18 protein-coding genes are annotated in these 26,671 nt (G+C 42.3%); 4 read left to right on the top strand and 14 right to left on the bottom strand.

The window, feature by feature from the left end; genetic code table 11:
• Positions 1–26: 26 nt before the first annotated feature.
• Positions 27–2,003, bottom strand: coding sequence for an AMP-dependent synthetase/ligase (locus tag AACS98_RS20085; RefSeq protein WP_066383153.1), 1,977 nt, complete (start codon positions 2,001–2,003; stop codon positions 27–29).
• A 1,090-nt stretch (positions 2,004–3,093) separates the two neighbouring features.
• A complete protein-coding gene (gene recQ / locus AACS98_RS20080) occupies positions 3,094–5,253 on the bottom strand; it encodes a DNA helicase RecQ (RefSeq protein WP_066383151.1) in 2,160 nt (719 codons plus the stop codon).
• A 307-nt stretch (positions 5,254–5,560) separates the two neighbouring features.
• Between recQ and AACS98_RS20075 the strand changes: the two genes are divergently transcribed.
• Entirely contained in the window at positions 5,561–5,791 is a 231-nt protein-coding gene (locus AACS98_RS20075; protein WP_066383149.1) for a hypothetical protein, read from the top strand.
• 42 nt (positions 5,792–5,833) lie between these two features.
• Here the strand turns inward: AACS98_RS20075 and AACS98_RS20070 are convergent, their stop codons facing one another.
• From AACS98_RS20070 to AACS98_RS20055, 4 genes are all read right to left on the bottom strand, one after another.
• The gene (locus tag AACS98_RS20070) at positions 5,834–6,196 is read right to left on the bottom strand and encodes a type II toxin-antitoxin system RelE family toxin (protein ID WP_066383142.1); all 363 of its coding nucleotides are present in this window, start codon (positions 6,194–6,196) and stop codon (positions 5,834–5,836) included.
• Entirely contained in the window at positions 6,186–6,425 is a 240-nt protein-coding gene (locus AACS98_RS20065; RefSeq protein WP_066383138.1) for a type II toxin-antitoxin system RelN family antitoxin, read from the bottom strand. Before AACS98_RS20065 ends, AACS98_RS20070 begins: the two co-directional genes overlap by 11 nt.
• Positions 6,426–6,614: 189 nt before the next feature.
• Positions 6,615–9,728 carry a HEAT repeat domain-containing protein gene (locus AACS98_RS20060; RefSeq protein WP_066383132.1) on the bottom strand — a complete coding sequence of 1,038 codons (3,114 nt, stop codon included), beginning with the start codon at positions 9,726–9,728 and terminating at the stop codon, positions 6,615–6,617.
• A gap of 69 nt (positions 9,729–9,797) precedes the next feature.
• Positions 9,798–10,232 (bottom strand): hypothetical protein, encoded by a 435-nt coding sequence (locus tag AACS98_RS20055; RefSeq protein ID WP_066383130.1) that lies wholly within the window; start codon positions 10,230–10,232, stop codon positions 9,798–9,800.
• A 213-nt stretch (positions 10,233–10,445) separates the two neighbouring features.
• Here AACS98_RS20055 and AACS98_RS20050 point away from each other — a divergent pair, with 213 nt between their 5' ends.
• The 3 genes from AACS98_RS20050 to AACS98_RS20040 all read left to right on the top strand — a co-directional run bounded on the left by AACS98_RS20050 (position 10,446) and on the right by AACS98_RS20040 (position 14,500).
• Positions 10,446–12,569 (top strand): acylase, encoded by a 2,124-nt coding sequence (locus AACS98_RS20050; RefSeq protein WP_066383128.1) that lies wholly within the window; start codon positions 10,446–10,448, stop codon positions 12,567–12,569.
• A gap of 50 nt (positions 12,570–12,619) precedes the next feature.
• Positions 12,620–12,904 (top strand): DUF427 domain-containing protein, encoded by a 285-nt coding sequence (locus tag AACS98_RS20045; RefSeq protein WP_066383125.1) that lies wholly within the window; start codon positions 12,620–12,622, stop codon positions 12,902–12,904.
• Positions 12,905–13,204: 300 nt separating this feature from the next.
• Complete coding sequence (locus tag AACS98_RS20040; RefSeq protein ID WP_066383117.1) at positions 13,205–14,500, top strand: APC family permease; 1,296 nt, start codon at positions 13,205–13,207, stop codon at positions 14,498–14,500.
• Positions 14,501–15,240: 740 nt separating this feature from the next.
• Here the strand turns inward: AACS98_RS20040 and AACS98_RS20035 are convergent.
• The 8 genes from AACS98_RS20035 to recF all read right to left on the bottom strand — a co-directional run.
• Complete coding sequence (locus AACS98_RS20035; protein ID WP_066383116.1) at positions 15,241–15,510, bottom strand: DUF7219 family protein; 270 nt, start codon at positions 15,508–15,510, stop codon at positions 15,241–15,243.
• A 244-nt stretch (positions 15,511–15,754) separates the two neighbouring features.
• Positions 15,755–18,676, bottom strand: a complete 2,922-nt coding sequence (locus tag AACS98_RS20030) for a hybrid sensor histidine kinase/response regulator (protein ID WP_066383115.1) — start codon at positions 18,674–18,676, stop codon at positions 15,755–15,757.
• Between the two features lie 86 nt (positions 18,677–18,762).
• Positions 18,763–20,970, bottom strand: coding sequence for a methyl-accepting chemotaxis protein (locus tag AACS98_RS20025; RefSeq protein WP_082803824.1), 2,208 nt, complete (start codon positions 20,968–20,970; stop codon positions 18,763–18,765).
• Positions 20,971–21,079: 109 nt separating this feature from the next.
• Positions 21,080–21,577, bottom strand: a complete 498-nt coding sequence (locus AACS98_RS20020; protein WP_066383112.1) for a chemotaxis protein CheW — start codon at positions 21,575–21,577, stop codon at positions 21,080–21,082.
• A gap of 4 nt (positions 21,578–21,581) precedes the next feature.
• Positions 21,582–21,959: a response regulator transcription factor gene (locus tag AACS98_RS20015; protein WP_066383109.1), complete on the bottom strand. Its 378-nt coding sequence runs from the start codon at positions 21,957–21,959 to the stop codon at positions 21,582–21,584.
• Positions 21,960–22,087: 128 nt separating this feature from the next.
• Positions 22,088–23,155 (bottom strand): response regulator, encoded by a 1,068-nt coding sequence (locus AACS98_RS20010; protein WP_066383107.1) that lies wholly within the window; start codon positions 23,153–23,155, stop codon positions 22,088–22,090.
• A gap of 814 nt (positions 23,156–23,969) precedes the next feature.
• The gene (gene glgA / locus AACS98_RS20005; protein ID WP_066383104.1) at positions 23,970–25,448 is read right to left on the bottom strand and encodes a glycogen synthase GlgA; all 1,479 of its coding nucleotides are present in this window, start codon (positions 25,446–25,448) and stop codon (positions 23,970–23,972) included.
• Between the two features lie 111 nt (positions 25,449–25,559).
• Positions 25,560–26,671: DNA replication/repair protein RecF (gene recF, locus AACS98_RS20000; RefSeq protein ID WP_084386947.1), on the bottom strand; the 1,112-nt coding region annotated here is incomplete at its 5' end.

Genomic DNA, 26,671 nt, shown 5'->3' with positions numbered 1-26,671 from the left:
ACTCTAGAGTTTGCAATGTGAAATCATCAGGAAAACATGGCGACAATCAAATCTTGGTAGCGTTCCATGACAACGTGTCGCCGGATTTTTAGCGTTTGTGTCATTAAACCATTTTCAATGGAAAATGGCTCTAAAATCAGTCTAAACGGCCCAATACGGTCATCTGGGCGATAACCTGGACGGTTCTGCACTTCCCGATTCAATTCTTGCCGGAATAAATCCTGGACTATTTTACTCTCCAGGGTAATTGTTTCGCTGGATGAAGCGGTTAAATTATCATCCTCTGTCACTAAAGTTAGATTTTGACCCTCTGCCCATTTTGCCAGTGCTTCTAGGTTGGGAACAATCAAAGCACCGATACAGCGTTGGTCTTGTCCCACTAGCATAATCTGATCGATGTAGGGCGATCGCAAACAAGCATCTTCGATGGGTTGCGGTTCGATATTTTCCCCATTGGTTAAGACAATCGTATCTTTTGCCCTGCCTGTCAGCACTAAGTCATTATATGGTGTAATCCAACCTAAGTCACCGCTATTAAACCAACCTTCAGCATCTATGACTTTAGCTGTGGCTTCGGGATTTTGGTAATAGCCTTGCATAACTTGCGGCCCTCGCAATAACACTAAGCCTCGTTGCCCTGCTGCTAACGGCTTGCGAGTCTCAGGATCTACGATTTTCACTTCTGTACCGGCAATTGGTTGTCCGGATGAACCGCGTAAATTATGCCAAGGACGACGGGCATTTGTCACGGGAGAGGTTTCTGTTAAGCCGTAACCTTGTAAAATGTCTACGCCTATCATCTCAAAAAAGTTATCTATGTGTCGGGGTAATGCACCACCACCGCTAATTACTTGTTTGATGCGTCCTCCTGTGGCTTGTCGCACTTTGCCATAAACTATCTTTTCTCCGAGGGCGTGCAGGGGAAATAAAGCCGTTGCTACTGCCCTGGCTGCTAAACGTTCCACAACTGAGGCATGAAGATGATCTAAACTTAAACCTTGAGCAATTCTCTTGTTTTTGATATATCTCTCACTCGCACCCAGTAAAAAGTAAATCAGCCGTTGTTTATTGGCTGGTTGTTCCCGGAATTGCTTCTGCACACCTTCATGGATCGATTCCCACAGTCGGGGAACTGCAATCATGTAATGGGGTTTGAAGTCTTTTAAATCTTTTTTAACAGAACGTAAATTAGTATAAACTTGTGTACAACCTTGCGACAGTAAGAAATACTCGCCACTGCGTTCGTAGCTGTGCCAAGTAGGAAGTATACTCAGGACTATATCCCCTGGTTGGGGTTGTACAATTGTCCCCAAGGTTTTGACTTGGTGCAGTAAGTTGCCGTGAGATAGCATCACTCCCTTGGGTTTCCCTGTGGTGCCGGAGGTGTAAATCAAGGTGGCGAGGTTGCTAGATTTGAGTTTGACTTTGACTAGGGTATGTTTCGCACCCAGTTCTAGTATTTGGTCATAGTTGAAGACTTTGATTGTTGTCTCGGTGGGTAGTGTTTCATCGGAAAGTAAGATAATAAACTGAATTGGTAAGTCGTTGAGACGTGGCTGCAATCTTTGTAATGTTTTTAAATCCTCGACTACTAAGGCTGTACTACCACTATTAGCCACAATAAACAGCAGTTCTTCCCGTTCCGCTTGGGCACTCCGCACCGCATTTACTCCCCCGGCGGTAATTATACCGTGATCCGCAATAAACCAACGTGGACTATTATCTGCTATCAGAGAGATGCGATCGCCTGGTTGCACCCCCAAAGCTTGTAAACCAGCCGCAAATTGCTGAATTTTTTCTGCTAGCTGCTTATAAGTAATTTTTATCTCTGGCTTGGTGTGGGGACTGTGCAGAGCCACAATATTACCAAATTTTTCCGCCGCCAACGGCCAAATTTCTGGCAGTGATTCTACTTGAGTATAATCCACTAAACGCTGTAGTGAAAGACTTTCTTGCCTGTTAATGTTGGCTAAAAAAGCAGACCCTGGTTGCATGGCTACCATTATAAATCACCTCAAATTCAAAGTTAATTTTGTCTTTATTGATTCTGTTATTACGCTACAATACCGCTTCTTGATATCTACATCATTCATTGTGTAGTCAGTTTCGCAACCTTAACATTTGGATTGAGAGAAGTTTATGTTAAAGTTAATTTATATAAACCAAACTCAATGGTTTTTCCCTGGGAATTCAGAACACAGCAGTCAGAACTAATGATTAATCAGCGTTTGATATAGTTGGTCAAGTCATAAGTGAGATCATCTCCCGATTTTGCTCATCGGTCTGACTCGAAAATTTTGACTGCTAAATCCAATTTACAACTATCAATGGCAACCACCTAATTATTCTGAACTGGGGGTGAATACCTATAGGATTACTCGACGCTTGCTTGCTAACCCTAATGAATTTAGTTGTCTGTGTGGGATTACCCAAGCTATTATCGTTGATTTTGTCTTTGCGTAAAACCCAACAAAATTACAGATTATCCCCGGTTTTACAATGGCGAGAAGCAGGGAGGGGAATTACCAGTTTTCCCTACTGTACAGCTTACAAAATCACGGGTAGCGAATTTTGTAAATTCAGCCCTCATTTCTGTTCTAAATGTTCTCCGAATTAATCAACTATTGTAGGTGAGAATCTCTGCATCATTCATGACTCCATTGCCAAACCGCTATACCCGAATGCTGCCAGCATTTGGGTATAAAATCCAGCACATATTGTTGAGTTGAGAGGTTAGAGGCTGAAGTTGAGAAACTGGAGTTTACAAAAATATATATAGAACAGGCTTATGGATAACCAAAGAAAATTAAAATAATTGCTGTGATCCATAACACAGATTATAGTTCAAACTAATATAAGTAATAAATCCAAATTTTCAACAAGGGGAATGTCTATGAGTTTGATGGATGGTATCCTCTTAACACTGGTCAATACTGTTCTGTGTTTGGTATTGCCAAAGTTACTGTCTGTAATTCTCGCTGCAAAAACTCAAGATAACGTATCATCGTAGTCTGTTCTGAGTTTGTAGTGAGGACTTTAGTCCTCTGTTAACACAAACCAACTCAGCACTAATAGTGCTGACTACAACATAAATTAAGAATTCTTGCGTTGTCGCCGCCATTTTTCTCGCACTAGGCGAATTTCATTAAAAGTATAATTATCGCCTAGCTGTTCTTTAATTGGTGTTAAAGGAATATCACCCAACACTTCTAAAACTTGCCAGATTTTTTGTTGATGTTCCAGAGGAACTAATTGATTTAAATCTACAGGCTGATTTTTTTCGATGAGTTTTTCTAAATGTGTAGCAACGGTAGAGGGGCTGAGGTTGCGTTGCTGGGCGATTTGAGCAATATTTAAACCTTGTTGATGTAAATACAAAGTCTGTAATTCTGTGGCTGACACTAAGCTAGATGAAGATATCGCATTAGCAGGTTTATCTGTGGCTTTTTGTTCTTGAATATAGGCGCGAATTTCTGAGAGGAACTTTTCACCGTATTGGGTGAGTTTGTGACTACCTACACCCGAAAGTTTCCCGAATTCGGTCATGGTTTTGGGTTGTACCTGTGCCATCAATTTTAATGTAGAATCATGAAAGATGACATAGGGTGGTACAGACTGTTCATCGGCTAATTGTTTACGCAGCGATCGCAGTCTATATAACAATGCTTCTGCAACTTCGGCGTTGGGATTATCCGTTACTACACTCAGCTTCTGCGCCACAGAAACAGATAGCATCACTTGACGTTGACGGCGCATGACTTCCCAACTTAAGGCATTTAATTTTAGCACAGAATAACCATCTGTAGTTTGTTCTAGTAGACCTTGATGTAAGAGCGATCGCCCTAACATTCGCCATTCATCTACAGTTCTATCTTTACCAATCCCATAGGTAGAAAGTTTATCATGTTCGTATTGAATAATCTTCTCTTTTTTCGACCCACGCAACACATCAATAATATGTGACATCCCAAATCTTTGTTTACAACGTGCCACACAAGATAAAAACTTCATGGCTTCAATTGTCCAATCTTCTACAGGTTTGGGATAACGACAATTATCACAGTTACCGCAATTACCTGCAAACCGTTCACCAAAATAACCGAGTTGAATTGTCCGACGGCAATCAGTCCCCTCAGCATAGTCTATCATTTGTCGTAGTTGTTGCCGAGCAATTAATTGCTCTTGGGGGTCTGGTTTTTGTTCAATACTCCATTCTATAGTTTTAATATCACCAAAACTGAAAAATAATGTACAGCGTGATGGTTCGCCATCCCTACCCGCCCTACCTGATTCTTGATAGTAACTTTCTAAATTGCGGGGAATATCAAAATGCACAACTAACCGCACATCGGGTTTATTAATTCCCATGCCAAAGGCGATAGTTGCTACCATCACCCGCACATCATCCCGAATAAATCGCGTTTGATTTTTACTACGTTCAGCATCAGGTAATCCGGCATGATAAGGTAAGGCGGAAATCTTATCCTTTTGCAGTTTAAAAGTTAGTTCCTCAACTTTTTTGCGAGTTAAACAATAAATAATAGCTGAACCATCGGTATCACGAATTAAGGCTAATAATTCGGCGTAAGCTTGTTTACTTTTGGCGCGGACTTCGTAATATAAATTTTGACGATTAAAGCTAGCAATGTGAATGCTTGGTTGCTTTAACCCTAATTGTTGAATGATATCAGAACGAACACGGTCTGTAGCTGTGGCGGTGAGGGCGAGGGTGGGAACATTGGGGTAACGCTTGCGGAGGGATTTTAACTGGCGATATTCCGGGCGGAAATCATGTCCCCATTCAGAAACACAATGGGCTTCATCAATTGCAAAGATAGAAATCCCGATTTTTTCGTTGACTAAATCGAGGAAGGGGAGAAACCTTTCACTCAGTAGACGTTCTGGGGCGACATAGAGTAATTTTACCTTACCGTAGAGGATGGCTTCTTCACGCGATCGCACCTGATAAGGATTCAGACTACTATTGAGGAAGGTAGCCGAGATATTATTATTTCGCAGTGCTTCTACTTGGTCTTGCATCAAAGCAATTAACGGTGAGACTACCACAGTTAGTCCTGATTTCATGAGTGCAGGTAACTGAAAGCACAGAGATTTACCGCCACCTGTGGGCATCACTACCAATAAATCCCGATTTTGTAGCGCATTTTCGATAATTTGCCGTTGTCCAGGGCGAAAGTTATCATAACCGAAGTGATATTTTAGCGCGTTTTCGAGATTGGGATACTGAAGCATAGCGATCGCTTGTTTGATGGCTTTCTGCGTTAGTAGTTATGAGGATAACAGGATTGTAACAATCTCTCGCTAGGAAAGCGGGAATTTTTTTCTCTGGCTGGGCTTTGGTGATGGGATTAGGGAATGTTCACGCAGAGACGCAGAGGAGGACACTTGCGTGGGCGGCTTTGCCGACTTGAGCAAAGTGTCCGTCGCGCAGAGAGGATAAAGAGTATTTGTAGTGTTTGTAGGTTGGGTTAAGTGCAGCGCAACCCAACTAATGAAGAGGGAGCTATACTAAGAGGATTAGAGGTTTGACTATACCAGAATGAGTACAAATACACATTCTTTTAACGCTCAGGTCAAAAATGGGAAAATTGAAATTCCGGTTGAGTATCAAGACGAGATACGCAACGCGGAGATGGTGCAAATCGTGATTTTGAAACCCTCGCCAAACAAGAAACGCTTTTCGCCAACGGGGATTATCGCTCATTTAACAGCAAATCCCATCCAGATTAAATATTTTCAACCACTCACCAGAGAAGAAGCAATAATCTAAATTTTTACACAATTAGAACTAATGAAGAATTACGCCTGCCTTTTATCCTTGATATTGCTGTTCAAAATCAGCTAATATTTGTTGAATTTCTGCTACTGAGATGTCTTCCTGCTCGGATTTTGAGTAGATAGTGACTAAAATAATATTTCTCACTGTCTTGACATAATAAATTACTCGATATCCACCACTTTTACCCTTTTGAATATCACTATTTTTGACTCGTAGCTTAAAAATTGTATATCCAACTCCAGGTATTTGGTCTCCGGGTAATTCTCCTAATTGCAGTTGCTCAATAATCGGTTGAACATCATTACGAATATTCCGATACTTCTTGGCTAAAATACGCAGATTGCGTTGGAATTTAGCAGTGGCTACGACTATAATCAAAGGTGGTTCACTCTGCATCAATCCCTTCCCACAACTGAGAGATAGGTACTGTATTTCCATTCATCGCATCGTACCAACCTTGACGAAAACTTTCGCTTGCAGACTCAATCAGTTCCTCATCCTCTTGATTTTCTTCCGCGATAATGACAATGACTCGGACGCGGCTGTGTTTTGCTATAGTCAACGGTTCGTCTAAGGCAAGTTGACCAAATTCATTCACTGTTCCCTTGACTTCAATTGCTTTCATTGGTGTGAATCTGAGTTTGCTGTTAATAGTATAGAACTTGTAATCATCAGGTTTACGAGTTATTTAGGGCGTGTTTTCAAAGTCTAATGAATATAAATACACATTTACAATTAAATTAATGATGGAATAAAGGCGAAAAAGACTTATGTTCGTAACTGCATATTATGATTAATTTGTACAGCGTGTAAGTTATAAAATATCTCGCACCCAGCTAGATAACCTCGCTAGGTTGATCTTTGCACGAGTGATCAAGTTCAACTCATGCCAAGCTTGATAAAACTTGGGGTAAGGCATATTCTGGGAAGATTTCCAGATAATCTGATATTCGTAATCACTCAATAGCCAAGAACCTCTTAAAACTTTGACTACCTCATAGGGAGAGGCGATTTTCCCTAAGCATTCTGCTGCCAGCCTACGGGTGTCCTCATCCAGATTTGGTGAATGCAGCAGTTGCACCCGTGCGATCGCATTTTGATTTCCTGTGCCGATTTTCCCTAAGCATTCTGCTGCCCGCCTACGGGTGAAGTAATCCAGATTTGGTGAATGCAGCAGTTGCACTAAGGCGGCGATCGCATGTTGATTTCCTGGGTCGATATTCCCTAAGCTTGATGCTGCCTCCAAACGGGTGTAGTCAGACACATTTTGTGAATGCAGCAGTTGCACCAAGGCGGCGATCGCATTTTGATTTCCTGTGCCGATTTTCCCTAAGCTTTCTGCTGCCTCCCTACGGGTGTAGTCATCCAGATTTGGTGAATGCAGCAGTTGCACCAAAGCGGCGATCGCATCTTGATTTCCTGGGTCGATTTTCCCTAAGCTTTCTGCTGCCTGCCAACGGGTGTAGTCATCCAGATTTGGTGAATGCAGCAGTTGCACCAAGGCGGCGATCGCATCTTGATTTCCTGGGTCGATATTCCCTAAGCTATATGCTGCCTCCCTACGGGTGTCCTCATCCAGATTTGGTGAATGCAGCAGTTGCACCAAGGCGGCGATCGCATCTTGATTTCCTGTGCCGATATTCCCTAAGCTTTTTGCTGCCTGCCTACGGGTGAAGTAATCCAGATTTGGTGAATGCAGCAGTTGCACTAAGGCGGCGATCGCATTTTGATTTCCTGTGCCGATTTTCCCTAAGCATTCTGCTGCCCGCCTACGGGTGAAGTAATCCAGATTTGGTGAATGCAGCAGTTGCACTAAGGCGGCGATCGCATGTTGATTTCCTGGGTCGATATTCCCTAAGCTTGATGCTGCCTCCAAACGGGTGTAGTCAGACACATTTTGTGAATGCAGCAGTTGCACTAAGGCGGCGATCGCATTTTGATTTCCTGTGCCGATTTCCCCTAAGCATTCTGCTGCCAGCCTACGGGTGTAGTCATCCAGATTTGGTGAATGCAGCAGTTGCACCAAGGCGGCGATCGCATTTTGATTTCCTGTGCCGATTTTCCCTAAGCTTTCTGCTGCCTCCCTACGGGTGAAGTAATCCAGATTTGGTGAATGCAGCAGTTGCACTAAGGCGGCGATCGCATTTTGATTTCCTGTGCCGATTTTCCCTAAGCATTCTGCTGCCAGCCAACGGGTGTAGTCATCCAGATTTGGTGAATGCAGCAGTTGCACTAAGGCGGCGATCGCATGTTGATTTCCTGGGTCGATATTCCCTAAGCTTGATGCTGCCTCCAAACGGGTGTAGTCAGACACATTTTGTGAATGCAGCAGTTGCACTAAGGCGGCGATCGCTTTTCTGCGGTAGGTTTGTTCTAGTGCTGTTCTGGCTTCATTCTTAATGACATCTTTGAAATTACCAAATATCCAGGTAACTATTTTCTCTACTATCTCACCTGCTTGAGAACAATCTTTAAACTCAGCAATTCCCGCCGCCGCTAAAAAGTAGGCTTGATACTCATAAAAACCTTTGTCTACATCTTCCCTATTCCACTTACCACATCCATCTTTAAAGTTCACCAAAGCATTAATAAAATCTTGCTGCTGCTGTCTGAGGTTTTCTTGTCTCCGTCCTAACCACAGCAAAATCACCTCTTTCCATTGTGGTTCAAAAATGCGGTAAATTCCTTGTGTGGGGTTGTGAGGAACATGATTAAAAAACTCATGCCAGTCATTAACATTTAAAGCTGCGAAATATTCTTGAAAGTTAGGATGAAAGAAAGCATAAACTTCTTCATCAGTTTCAGCTACTCTGTCTACTAAATTTAACCAACCAACATCACCAGCTAATTTAAATAATTTCTCTCCCATTTCTTGACGTGCTAAACTCCGCCGCAAGCGAAATCTTACACTACTGTTAATACCTGCAAAAGCTAATTTACTTAAAGCTTGGTGTAATTCAGCCTTTAAATCATCAGAGTTAGACAATTCAGGAAATAAATCTGACTTCCATTCATAGAAATAAAAGGTAAATCTCTGATAAAGTGCTGCTTTAGTTTCTGGTAATTCTCCCTGTTTATCCAAATAGAATGTCTGACACAACAGCGACAAGCGCAGAGGATTTGTCACCAATTTACGAATATTTTCATGTTGAGTTGCTTTTAATTTATCCTGTAGTATCTTCCCTTTTGGTAAATTGCCAGCACACTCAAACCACTGTTGAATAAATTCATCAATTTGTTCTGGTTGAAACTCTTGGGTTTTATAAGTATCAAATCCTGTGAGTGTATTATTAACCTTGGCATCCCAAACATTTAAGCGACAAGTTAACACCACCCGCGCCTGTCTCAGAGATGCTGTCAGTTCTCGATTAATTTTAGCCAAGGCTTCCACAGGTGAATTTTCACCCATTTCATCCACACCGTCTAACAGTAGCCAAACTCCCCTTTTACCAAAACACTCGATTAATTGACGTTCAATTTCTGGCGTGACGACAATATCAGATTTAACTAATCTCATCGCATCAGTCAGCCATTGCTTGAGTAAATATTCCTCAATTGTTCTTCCCTGTAAGTTGGCGAGAGAAATACAGATGGGTAAATCTTGAGTGTTGTTGTGAATAAAGGAAGCAATGGTACTCAATAAAGTAGTCTTACCTGCTCCCGGTTCACCGATGATAGCAAGATGTTGATTATTGGCGGTTGGCTGTTGTGCAATTACTTCTCTCAGAAATGCGTCATGTTCATAGGTTTTGACTATGACTTCTTGAGTTAATTCATAGACATTTTCTCTATCTCGGTGTTCATCTAGTTGTCGGCGTTGCTGCTGTTTGCGTTCCACCAACCCCAAGGGAACATAAACGTTAACTTCAAAACCTTGTTCTGTAGCTGTGCGTCTGAGTCTTGCAGCTTTCTGCTGACTTTCCAGCATGGCGGTGCAAACCTTACGCCAGTCATCGGGAGTTAACTTTACCCGCTTCTCCCCGTCGGGCGGCTTTAGTCAGCCAAATGTAACTGGCCCGTTAAATGTAGGGGCTTGAATGACATTATGAATCTGCTCTGCTAACTTGGCAAAGTTGTTAACAACTGATGGCTGAGACTCGATTTCTGCTGCTTTCTGTTTAATCTCCTTAGCAGTCTCAGACTGGTCATTGTTAACTGCTGCTTCCACATCTACAACAGCTTGAGCAATTTCTGGGTCTTGTGCGGCTTCCGTGAGTTCTAGCACTGCTTGACCAAAATCTAAACGCTGCGGCTCATTTTCCTCAACCGCACTGGTGAGTAATGGCGATTTACCCTTCTGGCGTAGCTGGTTTATTAACTCACATACCGCATCGCCAAGATTTTCGCCGCTTTTCTCGACAGCTTTGGTGAAAAGTGTAGTAATTATAGAAGCGATCGCAGTAGCAACAGCCGTCAGTGTTACAGTCTCCATAAATTCACTAAAAAGCTTATTATATGTAGAATTTACTTAAAGTTTCACACATCAGCAGTTCAATGTCTAGAAATTTCACACTCTCCGCCCTATAAGGTCTGTCTAAGCTTATTGATAGTCTTTATCGTTATGTTGGTTTAATAAAGCCTCAAATAAACTTGACAGATGTTCTATTATATCTTAGTGTTTATTGCAAATAAATCTCATTAGAAAATGTTGTTTACGGCTAACACTCAGCTTGATAGTCCTTTGGGCTGGCAGAAACACTTAAAAAAGTTGTTACCTTTTTTACTCAGCCTTATATTTACATTGGTAGTGAGTAGCCAAAGTATTAGCTATGCACCCAAAGATACAGAAATTCTTTGGGATACCTACGGCATACCGCATATTTACGGTAATAACACCCAAGGAGCTTTTCACGCCTTTGGTTGGGCGCAAATGCAAAGTCATGGTAACTTGCTGTTGCGCCTCTACGGACAAGCACGGGGAAGGGCTGCGGAATATTGGGGCGAGAAATATCTAGATTCCGACAAATGGGTATTGACAATGGGTGTACCCAACAGAGGAAGTGCTTGGTATAAAGCACAAAGTTCTAAGTTTCGCAGTTACATAGATGCCTTTGCCGATGGAATTAATGCCTATGCCACAAAACATCCCGATTTAATTGATGATGAAGTCAAGGCAGTGTTACCTGTGAAGCCAGAGGATGTATTCAGCCACCTGCAACGAGTGTTGCTGTTTACTTTTGTGGTCAATCCGGGTTATGTAGCAGATATTACTAAGCCTCAGTTGCCAGCCGGTTCTAATGGTTGGGCGATCGCACCAAAAAAGTCTGCTAGTGGCAAGGCGATGCTATTGGCTAATCCGCACTTGCCTTGGAAAGATTTATTTTTGTGGTACGAAGCCCAAATTACCGCCCCAGGAATTGATGCTTATGGGGCCACATTGGTAGGTATTCCCGTGTTAGCGATCGCCTTCAACGATAACTTAGGTTGGACTCATACCGTCAACACTCACGACGGTTGGGATGCCTACGAACTCAAATTACAACAAAACGGCTATCTTTTTGATGGCAAAGTTCGCCCCTTTGAAACAGCTAACTTTTCCTTAAAAATCAAGCAAAAAAATGGCTCATTGCGCGAGCAAATATTCTCAGTTAAAACTTCAATTCACGGCCCTATAGTCAGCAACAAACAAGGTAAAGCCGTAGCGTTGCGTGTGGTTGGTTTAGATCGCCCTGGTGTTTTAGAACAGTGGTGGAATATGGCAACCTCCAAAAATCTCACCCAATTTCAGCAAGCATTGCAACGCTTACAACTCCCCATGTTTACCGTCATGTATGCAGACCGTGATGGTCATATTATGCACCTATTCAACGGTCTAGTACCTGTGCGTCAAAAAGGAGACTTTACCTATTGGCAAAACATGATTCCTGGTGATACATCTCAAACTTTGTGGACTAAAATCCACCCATATCAAGATTTGCCGAGAGTAATTGATCCCCCCAGTGGTTGGTTACAAAATGCCAATGATCCACCTTGGACTACTACTTATCCCACCGCCATCAAAGCCGAAAACTATCCTTCCTATATGGCACCAAAGTGGCCGATGGATTTCCGGGCGCAACATTCCGCCAAAATGTTAGCAGAGGATGAAAGTATTTCCTTTGAGGAAATGATTGCTTACAAACATTCTACCCAGATGGAACTGGCAGAGCGAATTTTAGATGATTTAATTCCTGCCGCACAACAACAAGGAGATGAATTAACACGTCGCGCCGCCGAGGTTTTAGCAGCGTGGAATCGGAAAGCCGATGCCAATAGCCGAGGTGCTGTCTTGTTTAACTCCTGGGTGGACAATATAGATTTAGATCAGGTGTTTAGCACTCCTTGGGATGAAAAACACCCACACACAACACCCGATGGTTTGGCTAATCCTGAAAGTGCAGTCAAAGCACTAGCAGAGGTAGCAGCAAAACTAGAAAAAACCTATGGCAGCCTAGATGTAGCTTGGGGTGATGTCTTCCGATTACGGTATGGCAATTTAGATTTACCCGCTAATGGTGGTGATGGAGATAAAGGTATTTTCCGTGTAGTGAATTTTGCCCCAGTCGGTGATGGGAAGTTTCAAGCAGTCGCGGGTGACTCTTACGTTGCGGCTGTGGAGTTTTCCCAACCAATAAAAGCAATGGCTATCACCAGTTATGGGAATGCTACTCAACCTCATTCACCTCATGTTGGCGATCAACTGCAATTTTTTATTCGTCAACAATTGCGTCCGGTTTGGCGAACTCGACAGGAAATCACCGCCCACTTGGAAGAACACACCGTGTTTTAAAAGGTGAAGGTGTCAAAATATAAATGTAAACTTTATTAACAAACGCACTGATGGCAAAAGCAATCTGGAATGGGGCTGTTTTAGCTGAAAGCGACAAAACCGTTGTCGTCGAAGGAAACCATTATTTCCCCCCTGACGCAATTAACAAGCAGTATTTCCAAGACAGTGATACTCACACAACTTGTCCCTGGAAAGGTGTGGCGAGTTACTACAGCATCGCCGTTGATGGACAAGTTAACAAAGATGCAGCTTGGTACTATCCCACCACCAAGGACAAAGCTAAGAATATCGAGGGTTATGTCGCTTTTTGGCGTGGTGTCAAAGTCGAGGCTTAGTCCTGACTGACAGCGACATCAAGCTTACGTCATATCTTGCACCTTTCTCAATCAGCGTCCGGTGGGCATTGCTAATTACGTAAAACTAAGGCTTTCAGCAAGTTGCAAGCAATGCCCACCCTACAAAAATTATCATCAAGGAACAGGTGCAAGATGTGTTTTACCTACAAATGTAGAGATGTTGTATGCAACGTCTCTACATTTTTCCCTTTTTCTTCTCTAGATTTCGTTCAAAACTGTTATGGTATCCTCTCCAATAAATGCTACATCTTCATCAGCTAAACGAGGGAGATAAATTAGATGTCCGTCAGCAATTCACCACCCCAACTGAAACGAGAGTTAGGGGTGTTTGGTGCGACAATCATGGGGTTGGGTTCGATTGTCGGTACGGGTGTATTTGTCAGTATTGGTATTGCGGCTGGTATCGCCGGATCAGCCGTCATTTTGGCAATAGCTATTGGGGCAATTGTCGCTACCTGCAACGGACTCAATAGCGCACAACTGGCTGCTAATCATCCCGTCAGTGGTGGTACTTATGAATATGGTTATAAATATCTCACTCCGGCTTTTGGTTTTACCGCAGGTTGGATGTTTTTAGTGGCTAAGTCGGCTTCGGCGGCGACGGCGGCGTTAGGGTTTGCTGGTTATTTGCTGAATCTGTTGGGTGTCAGTTCTACTTGGGTGATTCCTCTGGCTGTGTTGGCTGTATTAATTATGACGTTAGTTGTTTTGAGTGGAATTAAACGCTCGAATCTGACTAATATCGTGATTGTGTCGGTTACGCTGCTGTCTTTGGGCTTTTTTACGCTGATTTGTCTGCCCCGTGCGGTGGGTGAAGGGGTAAATAATTTAACGCCTTTTTTCAGTAATTCTTGGGGGTATGTGCTTCATGCTAGTGCGTTGATGTTTGTAGCTTACACTGGCTATGGGCGGATTGCAACTATGGGGGAAGAAGCACGTTTTCCGCGAGAAACTATTCCCAGGGCGATGATTGTCTGCTTGCTGCTGACGATGTTACTCTATATGACGGTGGCAACTGTAGGGATTAGTGCTGTAGGTGTGGAGACTTTAGCTAATGCTACCGGACAAGTAAAAGCTGCACCTTTGGAAGTTGTCGCCCGGAGTGTGGGCGGTGCGGGTGCGGCTGTGGTTTTGGCGATTGGTGCGATCGCAGCGATGTTAGGTGTATTATTAAATTTAATCTTGGGCTTATCTCGTGTATTGCTGGCTATGGGTAGACGTGCAGATGCTCCGAGATTTTTAGCACGACTGAATCAAGCCCAAACTGCACCTTATTGGGCGGTGATAGTTGTCGGAATAGCGATCGCCTTTCTGGTATTATTAGGCAACGTCAAAACAACCTGGTCATTTAGTGCCTTTAGCGTCTTAATCTACTACGCCATCACCAACTATGCCGCCTTAAAACTTCCCGCCTCCGAAAGACTATACCCGACATGGATAGGTTGGATAGGATTGTTATCTTGTTTATTTTTAGCGTTTTGGGTAGAGTCTGCTATCTGGCAAATTGGTTTAGGGTTAATTGTAGCTGGGTTAATCTGGCATTACATCAGGCGATCGCTTTTCCAGTACAATTAATGTTTGTAGTAAGGACTTCAGTCCTTTGAGTCTTTGTGTCTTAGTGGGTAATATGAATTAGGTTCGCGCAAAGGCGAGCCAGTGCGTTGGGTTGCAATTAATGTTTGTAGTAAGGACTTCAGTCCTTTGAGTCTTTGTATCTTAGTGGGTAATATGAATTAGGTTCGCGCAAAGGCGAGCCAGTGCGTTGGGTTGCAATTAATGTTTGTAGTAAGGACTTCAGTCCTTTGAGTCTTTGTGTCTTAGTCGGTAATATAAATTAGGTTCGCGCAAAGGCGAGCCAGTGCGTTCGGTTGCAATTAATGTTTGTAGTAAGGACTTCAGTCCTTTGAGTCTTTGTGTCTTAGTGGGTAATATAAATTAGGTTCGCGCAAAGGCGAGCCAGTGCGTTGGGTTGCAATTAATGTTTGTAGTAAGGACTTCAGTCCTTTGAGTCTTTGTGTCTTAGTCGGTAATATAAATTAGGTTCGCGCAAAGGCGAGCCAGTGCGTTCGGTTGCAATTAATGTTTGTAGTAAGGACTTCAGTCCTTTGAGTCTTTGTGTCTTAGTCGGTAATATAAATTAGGTTCGCGCAAAGGCGAGCCAGTGCGTTGGGTTGCCAGACTTGTAGCAACTGGCGTGCAAAGACACAAAGGTTAAGGCTTTTGCAAGTAGTATCTTGTTAACTAAGTATCTTGTTAACTAAGGACTAAATTCCTTACTACAGTGTAGAGACGTTGCATGCAACGTCTCTACAAGCTCAAGAACTAGAAATATCATCCATTGAATTAACTCCCAGTTGCTTCTTAGCGGCTTTTAACTGTTTCCACAGGCTTTTGATTTCCTGGTATGCTTCTTGGGGAGACAGCTTCCCGTTAGTTTGCAGGTTAGTGATATAGTTCACCCGTTGGGCAAACTCTTGTAAATTGGCATTGAAGACTAAATACTCTGGCTTAAATTGACCATAATAACAACTACGCGGATAGAGAAAGTCAGAGAGGTGAGAAAGAAAATCTGATTGTTCTGACATTGCTACTTACACTTGTTGACTTTAAAAGAATTTGCAGATGGATTATGTTTCATCCATCTGCAAGTTGTGTTAATGACAATTAAGCGGAGGTATAGTAGTACAGGCTTTAGATTAGTTTCAAGCCAGACTCAGGGGATTACCAACTAGGTTGGCTCCCACTCTATACCAAGCTGACGACAAAAATATGTATTTTTAGTGACATTTTTCGGAAAAACATCCCTAGTTTCAATTACAAACTTTATTTTTATCCGAAATTACTGATAATTTCTTCTAGCGTGCGGAGTAATTCTTGCTCATTATACGGTTTAGAAAAATAAGCTTGCGCCCCTAATTGCATCGCTAGTTGTCGGTGTCTATTGCCACTCCGAGAAGTCAGCATAATCACTGGTAAATTATTCGTGCCAATGCTAGAGTTGACTTTCTCTAAGAAGCCGTAGCCGTCAAGGTGCGGCATTTCAATATCGCAAATCACAGCTTGGACTTGCAAACCATTTTCTAATTTTTCCCAGGCATCTTGACCATCTTTAGCTTGTTCTACTTGATACCCACCTTTCTCTAAAGTCAGTGCTAAAAAGCGACGCACATTAATTGAGTCATCCACAATTAAAATTGTGCCTTTGTGCTGAGTAGCGGGTGCGGGTACTTTACCACTGTTGAAAAACAGGAAGGGCGTTTTTAATGTAGCTGATGGTAGTTGATTGTTTTTCGGGGTACGCTGATGAGACGCAATCCAATAGAGCAATTCGTTGGTGTTGACTAAGGATACTACTCGCCCATCTCCCAAAATGGTACAATTACTAAAGCCTGTGGGTAGGGGGATATTGCCCTCGACTTGGCGGATAGCCACTTCTTGCTCACCCCAGCATCGATCTATTTGTATCGCCACTGGTTGATTACTTTTGACGATTAACACACTGGCGGTATTAATGGCTGGACTTGTTTCTAATTCTGGGTTATCGTAGCGGGGACAGTTAAATTCTAAATAATTACCTAGGCGGATGAATGGTAGCGTATTTCCTTGCCAGTTGATGACTTCGCTACCCGCCATTGATGATACTTGCTCGGCTTGGAATAAGAAGAGTTCCGCGACTGTATCGGTGGGGAATGCTAACAGCATTTTATTGCTTTCTACTAATAGCACTCTTGCCATAGACAGGGTAAACGGTACTGATAAGGTGAAAGTTGTTCCTACTCCTGCTTGTGTATCGACTGTGATATCACCGCGCACCAGTTTCAGGTTGTTACGAACTACATCCATCCCCACACCGCGCCCTGATAATGCGGTGACTCGTTCTGAGGTGCTAAATCCGGGTTCAAATATCAGTGACAACAGTTCTTCATCAGTGGCGTTAGCTAGTAGGGTGGCATCTATTCCCATTGCTAAAGCACGGTTGCGAATTTTCTCTAGAGAAATACCCCGCCCATCGTCACGCATGGTAATGATTGTGCGATTACTTCGGTGTGTGGCGGTAATTTCAATTAAGGCTGGTTCTGGTTTACTCAGGGCGCGACGGGTGGCGGGTTCTTCGATACCATGATCAAAGGCGTTTCTTAACAGGTGCATTAATGGGTCATTTAATGCTTCTAAAATGCTACGTTCAATTAAAGTGTCGCCGCCGATAACTCGTAACTGGACGTTTTTCCCATATTCGACATTTAAATCCCGAATGGCTCTCGGAAAACGCTCAACTAAATCCGATAGGGGACGCATACGGATCTGGTTGAGTTTTGTTTGTAATTGTTTTGATGTTTTGTTAAATTTGCGCGCGATTTGATCGGTGTCGTCTAGGCTGAGTTGAATATCTGTGGCGACTTCTTGGACTTGTACAATAGTTTCTGATACTGTTTGCGATCGCAAATTAATTGCGTTCTGTCCTAATATTTCTAAAGTATCCAAGTCATTATCTATGTTTGGGCTATGTTCGCCACTCTCAGCTAAGGATTCTCCACCTACAGGTATGAGATTTTTGGCGGTGGCTTGACGATAATTTGTCCTGAGTTCCTGATATTCTTGCTCTAAAATTCGCACGCGCTGGGTTAAATTCCTCACCAGTTTTCGCAGTTTCTCTAGTTGGGAATTCATGCCATTGCGTTGAACAATTACCTCCCCAAATAAATCATTAATTTGCTCTAGTTGTTTGCTAGGTACTCGGACTGTATTATCCTGTTGACTTTCCCTGTCTTTGGCGACTGTAATCTGTTCGGTTTTGGCTTCGCTAACTTTAGTATCTGTGAGATGATTTTCTTTTGCCAATATGGGGTAAGCTTCAATAAAATCAACCGTCGCTAGTTCATGGTTAATATGATCGTTGGTTGTGCTAGCTGGCTCAACATCTTTATCGGGAGTGATGGCGGCTGGTTTTAATTGTGTTTGAGTTGGAGTTGCTAATTGCTCAATCACTAATTTTGTGGGTAATCTATCCCGTTGATTCGTTAAAATTAACGCTTGCGATCGCCGCCATGTTTGCAGTGCTAATTGGCTAATTGCCAAGATGCGATCGCCTGACGCATTTTCTATATGTTGCTGGATAGATGCACACAGTTCGGTGAAAGCCGTTAACTGTAACATTTCCCCCAAACCGCCTAATTCCGCCGCCATAATCGCCACTTCTTCCTGTAAGCCTGACGGTTGGCTATCAGCTAACACCGACTCTAGACGCTGCAAACATCCCTCCACCTCGGTTTCAAACAGCAAGGGAATAATATCTTGTCCCTCATCTGTAGACAGCAGAGTAGCTGCATCTTCTGGAGTAGGTTCACCCAAGCGATCGCGCAATTGCTCAAACACCGGATAACAAAAGTTAACTAACCAGTCTTCTTCTATCGCATTGCCTTCAGCCAGTAACGCCACAATTTGCCGCAACCAATCAACCCCAGAAAGCAATAAACTTTGTAATTGCGTATCAATTTCTAAAGAATTTTTCCGGGTTTTCAAAACTTTAAAACAATCTTCTAAACGATGAGCCAAATCACTTAAAACCCGAAAACCCATCATCGCTGCACCACCTTTAATAGAGTGAGCAGCCCGCAAAGCACCATTAATTTTATCTAAATCAATATGGTGACTGGTGTCAACCGCTAATAATACCCCCTCTAAGGTATTAATATAATCCGCCGCTTCTTCCAGAAATTGCATCTGGATTTCTAATTCTTTATCTTGTGACATAGTTATTAGTCATTAGTTATTAGTCATTAGTTATTAGTCATTTTGAATTTTGAATTTTGAATTTTGAATTTATTTTTCCCCACTGCCTAACTGACTTTAAAAGTACCAACAGTTTCTTGCAACTGGTGAGAAATTTCAACAGTTTGTTGTAGAGATTGGGAAAGTATACGCGATGAGTCACTGGTGCGTTGGGAAATCGCCGCAATATCTTGCATTAATTTACTCACAGTTTGTGATGTTTCCACCTGGGAAGTCGTAGCAGTAGAAATCGACTGAATTAAACGATCAATTTGTTGGGAAACTGCTAAAATCTGACTCAGGCTGTGTTTTGCTGCTTCCACAATCTGCGTACCCTCAACTACCTGAGTAGTACCAACCTCCATTACCTTGACTACTTCGCTGGTTTCCCGTTGAATATTCTCAACGATATACTCAATTTCTTGGGTAGCTGTGGCACTTCTAGCGGCTAACTCGCCAATTTCTTCCGCCACCACCCCAAAACCTTGCCCTTCTTCCCCTGCCCGCGCCGCTTCGATACTGGCGTTAATAGCTAACAAGTTGGTTTGGGTAGCGATTTGATTAATGATGGATACCACGCGGGAAATTTCTTGAGAAGATACCCCTAAACGTTTGACTTTCCTGGCAGTTTCACCCACAGTATCCCGCAAAGACAAAATATTGTGTACAGTCAAATCCATCGCTTGTTCACTTTTGTTAGCGGTTTGGGCGGCATGATTAGCAACCGTAGCCGCTTGTTGGGCGCAGGAGGCAACCTCTATCATGGAATTAGTCATTTTGTCAACTGCCTCTAGAGTGCGGTTGATTTCCGCCGCTTGGATAAGTGCTTCTTCGGCTAGCTGGCGAATTGCTCCCTCATTAGAACCGATGGCTGTGTTTAATTGACTCGCCGCTTGTTTGACTTGGGTGACAATATCCCGCAAATTTTCGACGATAGAGTTAAAAAAGTCAGCAACCGTACCAATTGCGCCGGCTGTCACATCAGCACGTACTGTTAAGTCGCCGCTTGCTGCCCCTTCTACACTTGTGAGCAATTCTAAAAGTTGTAATTGCAGGGTGTCTGGTGGTTGTTCGCTGTCAAAGTTAGGGATGATAAATGTTTTTTGCGTAACTAAAGTCTGTAAATGCGCCGCTACTTGGTTAATATTGGCATTTAATACCCCTAGTTCGTCTGGTGTTGCTGTCTGCAAACTAGGAGGAAATTCACCTTGACTTAGCTGTGCCAAAGCTGCATTTGCTGTGATAATCGACTGTGTGGTACGCCGTGCTAACCAAGCTGCGATCGCACCTACAACACAAGCTGTTAATATTGTCCCTATACCTATCGTCCACAGTAATTGTCTTTGTGCTGTAAATAAAACTTCTGCATCTGTGGTAAATAAAATTTGCCATTTCAGTTGTGATAATCCTTGCAGCTTTTCCGACGGCACATAATTAACTAATTCTGCTTTTTGATTAACTTGTCTGGTTGTCGTGAAACTAGCAATTTTTTGATTAGTTAGTATGGGCGATAAACCGGGATACTCGGCTGTTGCTTGTTTATTTAATAAATCTGTGACAGAACTCAGCCTAATTTTTCCTGTTGAGTCAAGCAAGCTATATGTATGTCCATTCTTGGAGTAATTTTTGATTACTGTTTCTATAGATTTTATCGGCATCCGCGCTCGCACCACCGCCAGAGTTTTATTTGTAAGTATCTCTTTAATTGGTGCGGCTATATAAATACTGGATGCTTCGGCTTGACTAATCACCAAAGAATTGGTTTGTAAAATTTTTTGAAAATATCGCTGGGATTTTTGATTATTTATAGATTTGCCTGTAGACTCAGCCACTAAATTACCTTGGACATCAAATATAGCAATGCTGTCATAGTGTTTTTTCGTTTGAATAATTTGATTGAGAAATGCTTGTTTTGCTGCATTTGTGATATTGCCACTAACTTGCTGATTAGTGAAAGATGGCAGATAAGAGAGATTTTGAATGTCTTGATAACGTTCTAACAGAAATTGGTTAACTGTATCTGCTAACCCAACAGCTTCTGTTTGCTGAGATTTAGTAATTTGCTGGGTGATTGACTTGTTGAGCAGATTATAGGCGACTGTGCCGATAGTCAATATAGGTAGTGTACCAACTGCGATCGCGAAAATTACTGCTTTTGTAGTTAAACTCAAACTTCTTAAAGATTTCACAGGATAATTCAAATATTTACTACTGGTTTGCTCATGAATAATACTGTTTATTTGTTCTGACTTACCATTCATATTTTTCGATAGCATCAACGCTGACTAACCTTGAGTATCGTCACTCTGCTCCATATCGTTTTTATGAAACCTAGTTACATTTCCTAAATCATCAATCAGAACCCTAAAACTGATTTTTCGACAATTAAATATTGTGCAGCACAGGAGAATTTACAATAGGTTGTGCATCTAACACCAAAAATATTTCTTCTGGCTGCACAACACAACCACACAAATAAGGTACTAAACTAGATGCCACCTGCCCTATAGGCGAACGAATTTCATCAGGCATCAACTTAGTCACTCCCTTAATTTCCTGCACAACTACACCCAACAACAGTGATTCTACCTTAATCACAATTACATGGTATTGCCGCAACCGATTATCTAAAGATTCTAAATTCAGCATTCTCGGCAAATCAATCGCCCAAATTATGCGACTGCGCCAATTCATTAACCCTAAAATACAGGCGGGCATATTCGGCATGGGCGTGATAGCATCCACAGGTAAAATTACCGCCTCTTGTATATAACTCATAGCTAAAATAGCCGCAGTCTGATGATTCAGTTGAAACTTGAGATAGCCATCACCTAATTGATTTTTGTTGTGATTGATATCTAGTTTAATTGGTAAATTATTCATAGATTTAAAGCACTAATGATTTAATCGCCTCCAGCAAATCTTCCCGTGTGTATGGCTTAGTGAGATAAGCATCAGCACCTTGTTTCATCGCCCACAATCGGTCAATTTCTTGATTTTTAGAACTGCAAATAACTATCGGTACTTTCTCTGTAATTTGGTTCTTTTTCAGCGAACGACACAACTCAAAACCACTCATCCCCGGCATTACTACGTCAGTCACAATTACATCAGGCTGTTGTAATAAAGCTTTTTCCATTGCTTCCTTTGCCCCAGAAGCTTTGACAACATTGTAACCACTTTCTTGCAGATAATAGCTCATTAATTCTAACTCGCTAGGCGAATCTTCTACAATCAAAATAGTGCCAACTAAAGTTATACTCACTGCTAAATCTCCTCAAAATAATTGCCATCAATCAAATTGCAAATAGTGGGGAGTAGGGATTGAGCAATGCTAAACCCCTACTGTCGTGCTTGGCGGTGCGATTTTAGCATCGGAAATACATCCTGTCTTTACTCAAGATGTTTAAACACCATTTTCAGTAAATCGGATTGATTAAATGGCTTAGTTAAATAACCAGAAGACCTTACCATTTTTGCTCTAGCTCTGTCGATAAATCCTGTTCTACCAGTCACCATAATAATGGGTGTATTCTTAAAAGCTGAATGCCTCCTTAATAAAGAACATAATTCATAGCCATCTAAATTTGGCATTTCTACATCTAAGAGAATTAAATCAGGTTTACTCCGCAAAATTTGCATCAAAGCCTTTAATGGATCATTAATGAGAACAACAGTAAAAACCTTCTCATCTAAAAAGCTTTTGATCGAATTCAAGACTGCTTGACTATCATCAATGCAAGCAATAGTATATAAACTTTTCCTGACAGTAGACTGGCCTAACTTTTGTCCTCGATTATCTACAGCTTCAACACCATCTAATTTTGATAGTTGTTGCCCAGTTCGTGGTGATGTTTGAGTCTGCGGTGGTTGATTTGCCGACTCCACCGGAGAACTGACAGCAGTATTAGTTGAAGATGGAACACGTTGTCTATTTCGTAACTGCTTTTGACAGCATTCCACTAATAAACGCAAGTCTAAATGACAAAACTTTGGCAGTGCTTGCCAATCCGGTTCAGAATAAAACTCATAGCTTCCCTCTTTGACAACTAGAAATAATTCCAGCACTTCTTTAGCTAATTCTTCTATGAGGATAGTTGCTTGCTTAGGTGTAAGATGGTTTTGCTCAACTAACCAACAAATTGCTTGATAATCAGCATAAGGGAGGGATTGACTTTCAATCTGGGGTTGAAACATCAGGCGCATTTGTACACGAGTGGCAGTGTTGAGACTGGGAATTTTTTGACTCAACCGCCGCAGGTGATAATCAAGACGTTCAAACCCCTGTTCAGAATAAGAAGTATAAGTAAGTTTACCCTCCTCTAGATAAATTGACCAAAACGTTGCACCTGTAAATACACGCAAGCATCCAGTAGCACAACGACTGGTTAGTTGTGCTAATAAAGATATGGGATGTAGTTTTTGAGTTAACCTGTAGCTAGTTATAGGAGTTGTGCTCATGTTGCTTTTACTTCAGCTAAATTCCATACGTGTAGGCTAAATTTGTGCAGCAGCCTCACCACAATTCCTACCAAGGCTCAGTCAATAGTTTTGTATAGCTGCCAACCCAAAACCGTGAACCAGAGAGTTGTGGCTAAACTCCATGAAAACCATCAATCAGTAAGCTATGGTTATTGGAGATGCTTGTACTGAAATTAGTAGACACTGGGTTGAATTAAGTCAAAAAAAGGTAAAGACTTAAGCAAGCCAGATACCTTATCAGTCACTTTTACGCTATAACTACAGACACAACACTGTGAAATTAACAGAATTTAACTCAGTTTTTATCCGTATTTCCGCGTAAACCAAAAAACTCATTGACTCAATGTCACCCGAATTTATCTGCTAATTCCGCAAAATTGCGGTAATTTTCGCGAAAAAACCATAAATATGGCCTCAAATACTGCTGACGCGTCTCTATAGTTCCCTATTCCTGAGCTAATATTTATCCAGCCATACAAAATTCAACAGTTCAATTGCTGTATTCTGTCATTGAACCGTGATTCGGGACACTTCGATTGTGCCTTCCCGATCAAAAATTTCCAAAATGTAGGGTGCGTCAGTGCGAGTCAACCTCACTATACCCAGACAATGTTCCTCTGACGCACCCTACTAATGTGCTTCGATTGTGCCTTGCCGATCAAAAATTTCCAAAATGTAGTCCAAAATGTAGGGTGCGTCAGTGCGAGCCAACCTCACTATACCCAGACAATGTTCCTCTGACGCACCCTACTAATGTGCCAGTTGCGTAAGTCCTGTATTAATTAACCCTGACTTACCACTGATATCTAATCCAGTCGTAAATATCTAAGTATTCTCCTCCTGGATGATTCCATGAATTGTCATATTTCATACCTTGGATAGCTAGCTGGCGGAATGCGTCAGGAGACTGATACCACAAATCAATGGCGCGATTCATCGCTGATTCTAAAGCATCGTGATCAGTTTGATGGAATACATAGCCGTTACGTTTTTCTGGTGGGATATTTTGGTCGTAGTCTCGATCAAATACTGTATTTACCAGTCCACCCACACCGCGCACAATCGGTACTGTGCCGTACTTCAAACCGATCATTTGTGTTAAGCCACAGGGTTCGTAATTGCTAGGGACAATAATCATATCTGCCCCAGCATAAATTAAGTGAGATAATTCTTCATTAAAACCTAGTTCTAAATGAACATCAGGATTGCTACTTAAAAATTGTTTTTCATGCTGAAAATGTGCATTGATTCCGGCTTCTGTGGCAGAACCTAGTAATACAAATTGCGCGCCTTTATTAAGAGCATGATAAATGGCATGATGGACAAGATGCACACCTTTTTGATGGTCTAATCTACCGATGTAAGCAATGAGTGGTTTATCACTCTGTCCTAGCATCAGCCGTTCCCGCAAAGCTTTTTTGTTATACAGTTTTTGTTCAAAATCTTCTTGATTATAGTTATGGGGAATGTAACGGTCAGTTTCTGGATTCCAAAAATCGTAATCAATACCGTTCAGCACGCCACGGAATTTGTCACGGTGTAAATGCAAAGTATGACCTAAACCACAACCTACTTCTGTGTATGCTGCTTCCCAGGCGTGTTGGGGTGAAACTGTGGTGATTGCATTAGAGTAGACAATACCCGCTTTCATGTAGTTAATAGCAAAGGGGTTAAAGTTGTCTTGCAGTTTATCGTATTGGAAGTAGTACGACTCCCGATTTAAGTTTGTCGCCCAGAGTGTCTGCACACCACCAATTCCCTGATGCTTAAAGTTGTGGATGGTGTAACAAACTCTTTGATGTGTCATGCCATGATATTTGTAAATCTCATACAGCATCACGGGAACTAAGCCTGTTTGCCAGTCATGACAATGGATGATATCTGGGCGTTTGTTGCTTTGCAGGAGAAATTCTAAAGCGGCTTTGCTGAAGAAGGCAAAGCGCATATTATCATCATCACAACCGTAATAGCAGCCACGATTAAAGAAGTTATCTTGGGAATGGGGTTCTATAAAGAAACACAGCCTTCCATGTACCCAACCGCAATACACAGTGCAGTGAATTGCGCCGCCATACCAGGGTACCCACAGGTTTAAGTAGGCTTCGTGCAGTCCCCAAATATGGTCATAGCGCATACAATCATATTTAGGTAAAATCAGTTCGACACAATTACCCCTGATTTCTAATTCCCGACTCAAGCCGTAGACAACATCCCCCAAACCTCCTGCTTTAATTACAGGAGCGCATTCCGAGGCAATCTGTACAATGTACATTCGTAGTCCTCGCTTTACAAAAATTTATTTTTACTATACATATCAGTATATGCAAGATTTACTCATTGACAATCGACTCTTTGAATGATAAACACTTATCTGTTCAAGGTTTCATAACATCCCATCTGTGGGATAGATTTCTCCGGCTTTGACATGGAGAATCTGCGAGGATTTCAACCACTGGGAATCAAATGAACTGAGATGTGTGGTAGTAATTAAGGTTTGAAAACGGTCTTGAATGGCATCGAGTAATTGATTTTGGCGAAAGGGGTCTAATTCGGCGAGAACGTCGTCTAGCAGGAGTAAGGGCGGCTCTTTGACGACTTCTTCAATTAACTGTAATTCTGCTAGTTTGAGTGCTAATACTAGGGTGCGCTGTTGTCCTTGTGAACCGTAAAGGCGGGCTGGTGTTTGATTGATGGTTAATTCTACTTCGTCACGATGCGGCCCTACAAGGGTAGTACCTCGGTAGAGTTCGGCTTGGGCGCGCTGTTGGATTTTTGTTAAAAAGGCTTGCTGTATGGTTTCGGGTTGGTTTTGGGTGATGGGAATATTGGGGGCGTAGTTAATTTGTAACACTTCTGTACTGCCGCTTATACTGGCGTGCCAAGCAGCAGCGAGGGGTGCAAGTCGTTGCAGGGCGCGATCGCGTCTTCTAATTACTCTTGTGCCTGTAGTCGCTAACTGGGCATCCCAAATCGCCAAGGCTGATTGATCAACGCTGGTGGCTGAGTCGGGAATAGTTTTTAAGTAAGCGTTACGTTGGCGTAACACATGATTATATTGGTAGAGAATGTGAGCATAAACTGGCTCTAGCTGAACTAAGAGAGTGTCTAACCAGTTACGCCGGACTTCAGGACTACCACGCACCAATTCTAAATCCAAGCTGGAAAATTCAACGGCGTTGAGGACTCCTAAAAAGTCCATTTGTCGCCGCACAGACTCGCCATTGATGGCAACACTGCGGCGACCGTTACGCCGCAGTGTTAAACTCAGGTCACTCACGCCGATTTGCCGTTCTAGGATGGCGTGAATTTGGGCTACTGGTTCACCTTCTTGGACAAAATCGCGATCGCGTGCCATCCGATGCGATCGCAATGTTGCCAGTAACTCGACTGCTTCCAATAAATTTGACTTACCCTGAGCATTATTCCCCACCAAAATCGTTTTAGCAGCAGTAAATTCCACCTTTTGCTCTTGGTAGTTGCGAAAATGCCGGAGGT

The organism is Anabaena sp. CA = ATCC 33047, from assembly GCF_963870205.1.
Classification (GTDB): Bacteria; Cyanobacteriota; Cyanobacteriia; order Cyanobacteriales; family Nostocaceae; genus Trichormus.
This window is presented reverse-complemented; position numbering and strand designations above follow the sequence as displayed.

What these genes read in the sequence shown, in the direction of transcription:
- AACS98_RS20055 (WP_066383130.1), bottom strand. Translation starts at nt 10,232, where the DNA reads ATGGAGACTGTAACACTGACGGCTGTTGCTACTGCGATCGCTTCTATA.
- AACS98_RS20085 (WP_066383153.1), bottom strand. Translation starts at nt 2,003, where the DNA reads ATGGTAGCCATGCAACCAGGGTCTGCTTTTTTAGCCAACATTAACAGG.
- AACS98_RS20045 (WP_066383125.1), top strand. Translation starts at nt 12,620, where the DNA reads ATGGCAAAAGCAATCTGGAATGGGGCTGTTTTAGCTGAAAGCGACAAA.
- AACS98_RS20050 (WP_066383128.1), top strand. Translation starts at nt 10,446, where the DNA reads ATGTTGTTTACGGCTAACACTCAGCTTGATAGTCCTTTGGGCTGGCAG.
- AACS98_RS20040 (WP_066383117.1), top strand. Translation starts at nt 13,205, where the DNA reads ATGTCCGTCAGCAATTCACCACCCCAACTGAAACGAGAGTTAGGGGTG.
- AACS98_RS20030 (WP_066383115.1), bottom strand. Translation starts at nt 18,676, where the DNA reads ATGTCACAAGATAAAGAATTAGAAATCCAGATGCAATTTCTGGAAGAA.
- AACS98_RS20010 (WP_066383107.1), bottom strand. Translation starts at nt 23,155, where the DNA reads ATGAGCACAACTCCTATAACTAGCTACAGGTTAACTCAAAAACTACAT.
- recQ (WP_066383151.1), bottom strand. Translation starts at nt 5,253, where the DNA reads ATGCTTCAGTATCCCAATCTCGAAAACGCGCTAAAATATCACTTCGGT.
- AACS98_RS20075 (WP_066383149.1), top strand. Translation starts at nt 5,561, where the DNA reads ATGAGTACAAATACACATTCTTTTAACGCTCAGGTCAAAAATGGGAAA.
- AACS98_RS20035 (WP_066383116.1), bottom strand. Translation starts at nt 15,510, where the DNA reads ATGTCAGAACAATCAGATTTTCTTTCTCACCTCTCTGACTTTCTCTAT.
- AACS98_RS20070 (WP_066383142.1), bottom strand. Translation starts at nt 6,196, where the DNA reads ATGCAGAGTGAACCACCTTTGATTATAGTCGTAGCCACTGCTAAATTC.
- AACS98_RS20065 (WP_066383138.1), bottom strand. Translation starts at nt 6,425, where the DNA reads ATGAAAGCAATTGAAGTCAAGGGAACAGTGAATGAATTTGGTCAACTT.
- glgA (WP_066383104.1), bottom strand. Translation starts at nt 25,448, where the DNA reads ATGTACATTGTACAGATTGCCTCGGAATGCGCTCCTGTAATTAAAGCA.
- AACS98_RS20025 (WP_082803824.1), bottom strand. Translation starts at nt 20,970, where the DNA reads ATGCTATCGAAAAATATGAATGGTAAGTCAGAACAAATAAACAGTATT.
- AACS98_RS20020 (WP_066383112.1), bottom strand. Translation starts at nt 21,577, where the DNA reads ATGAATAATTTACCAATTAAACTAGATATCAATCACAACAAAAATCAA.
- AACS98_RS20060 (WP_066383132.1), bottom strand. Translation starts at nt 9,728, where the DNA reads ATGCTGGAAAGTCAGCAGAAAGCTGCAAGACTCAGACGCACAGCTACA.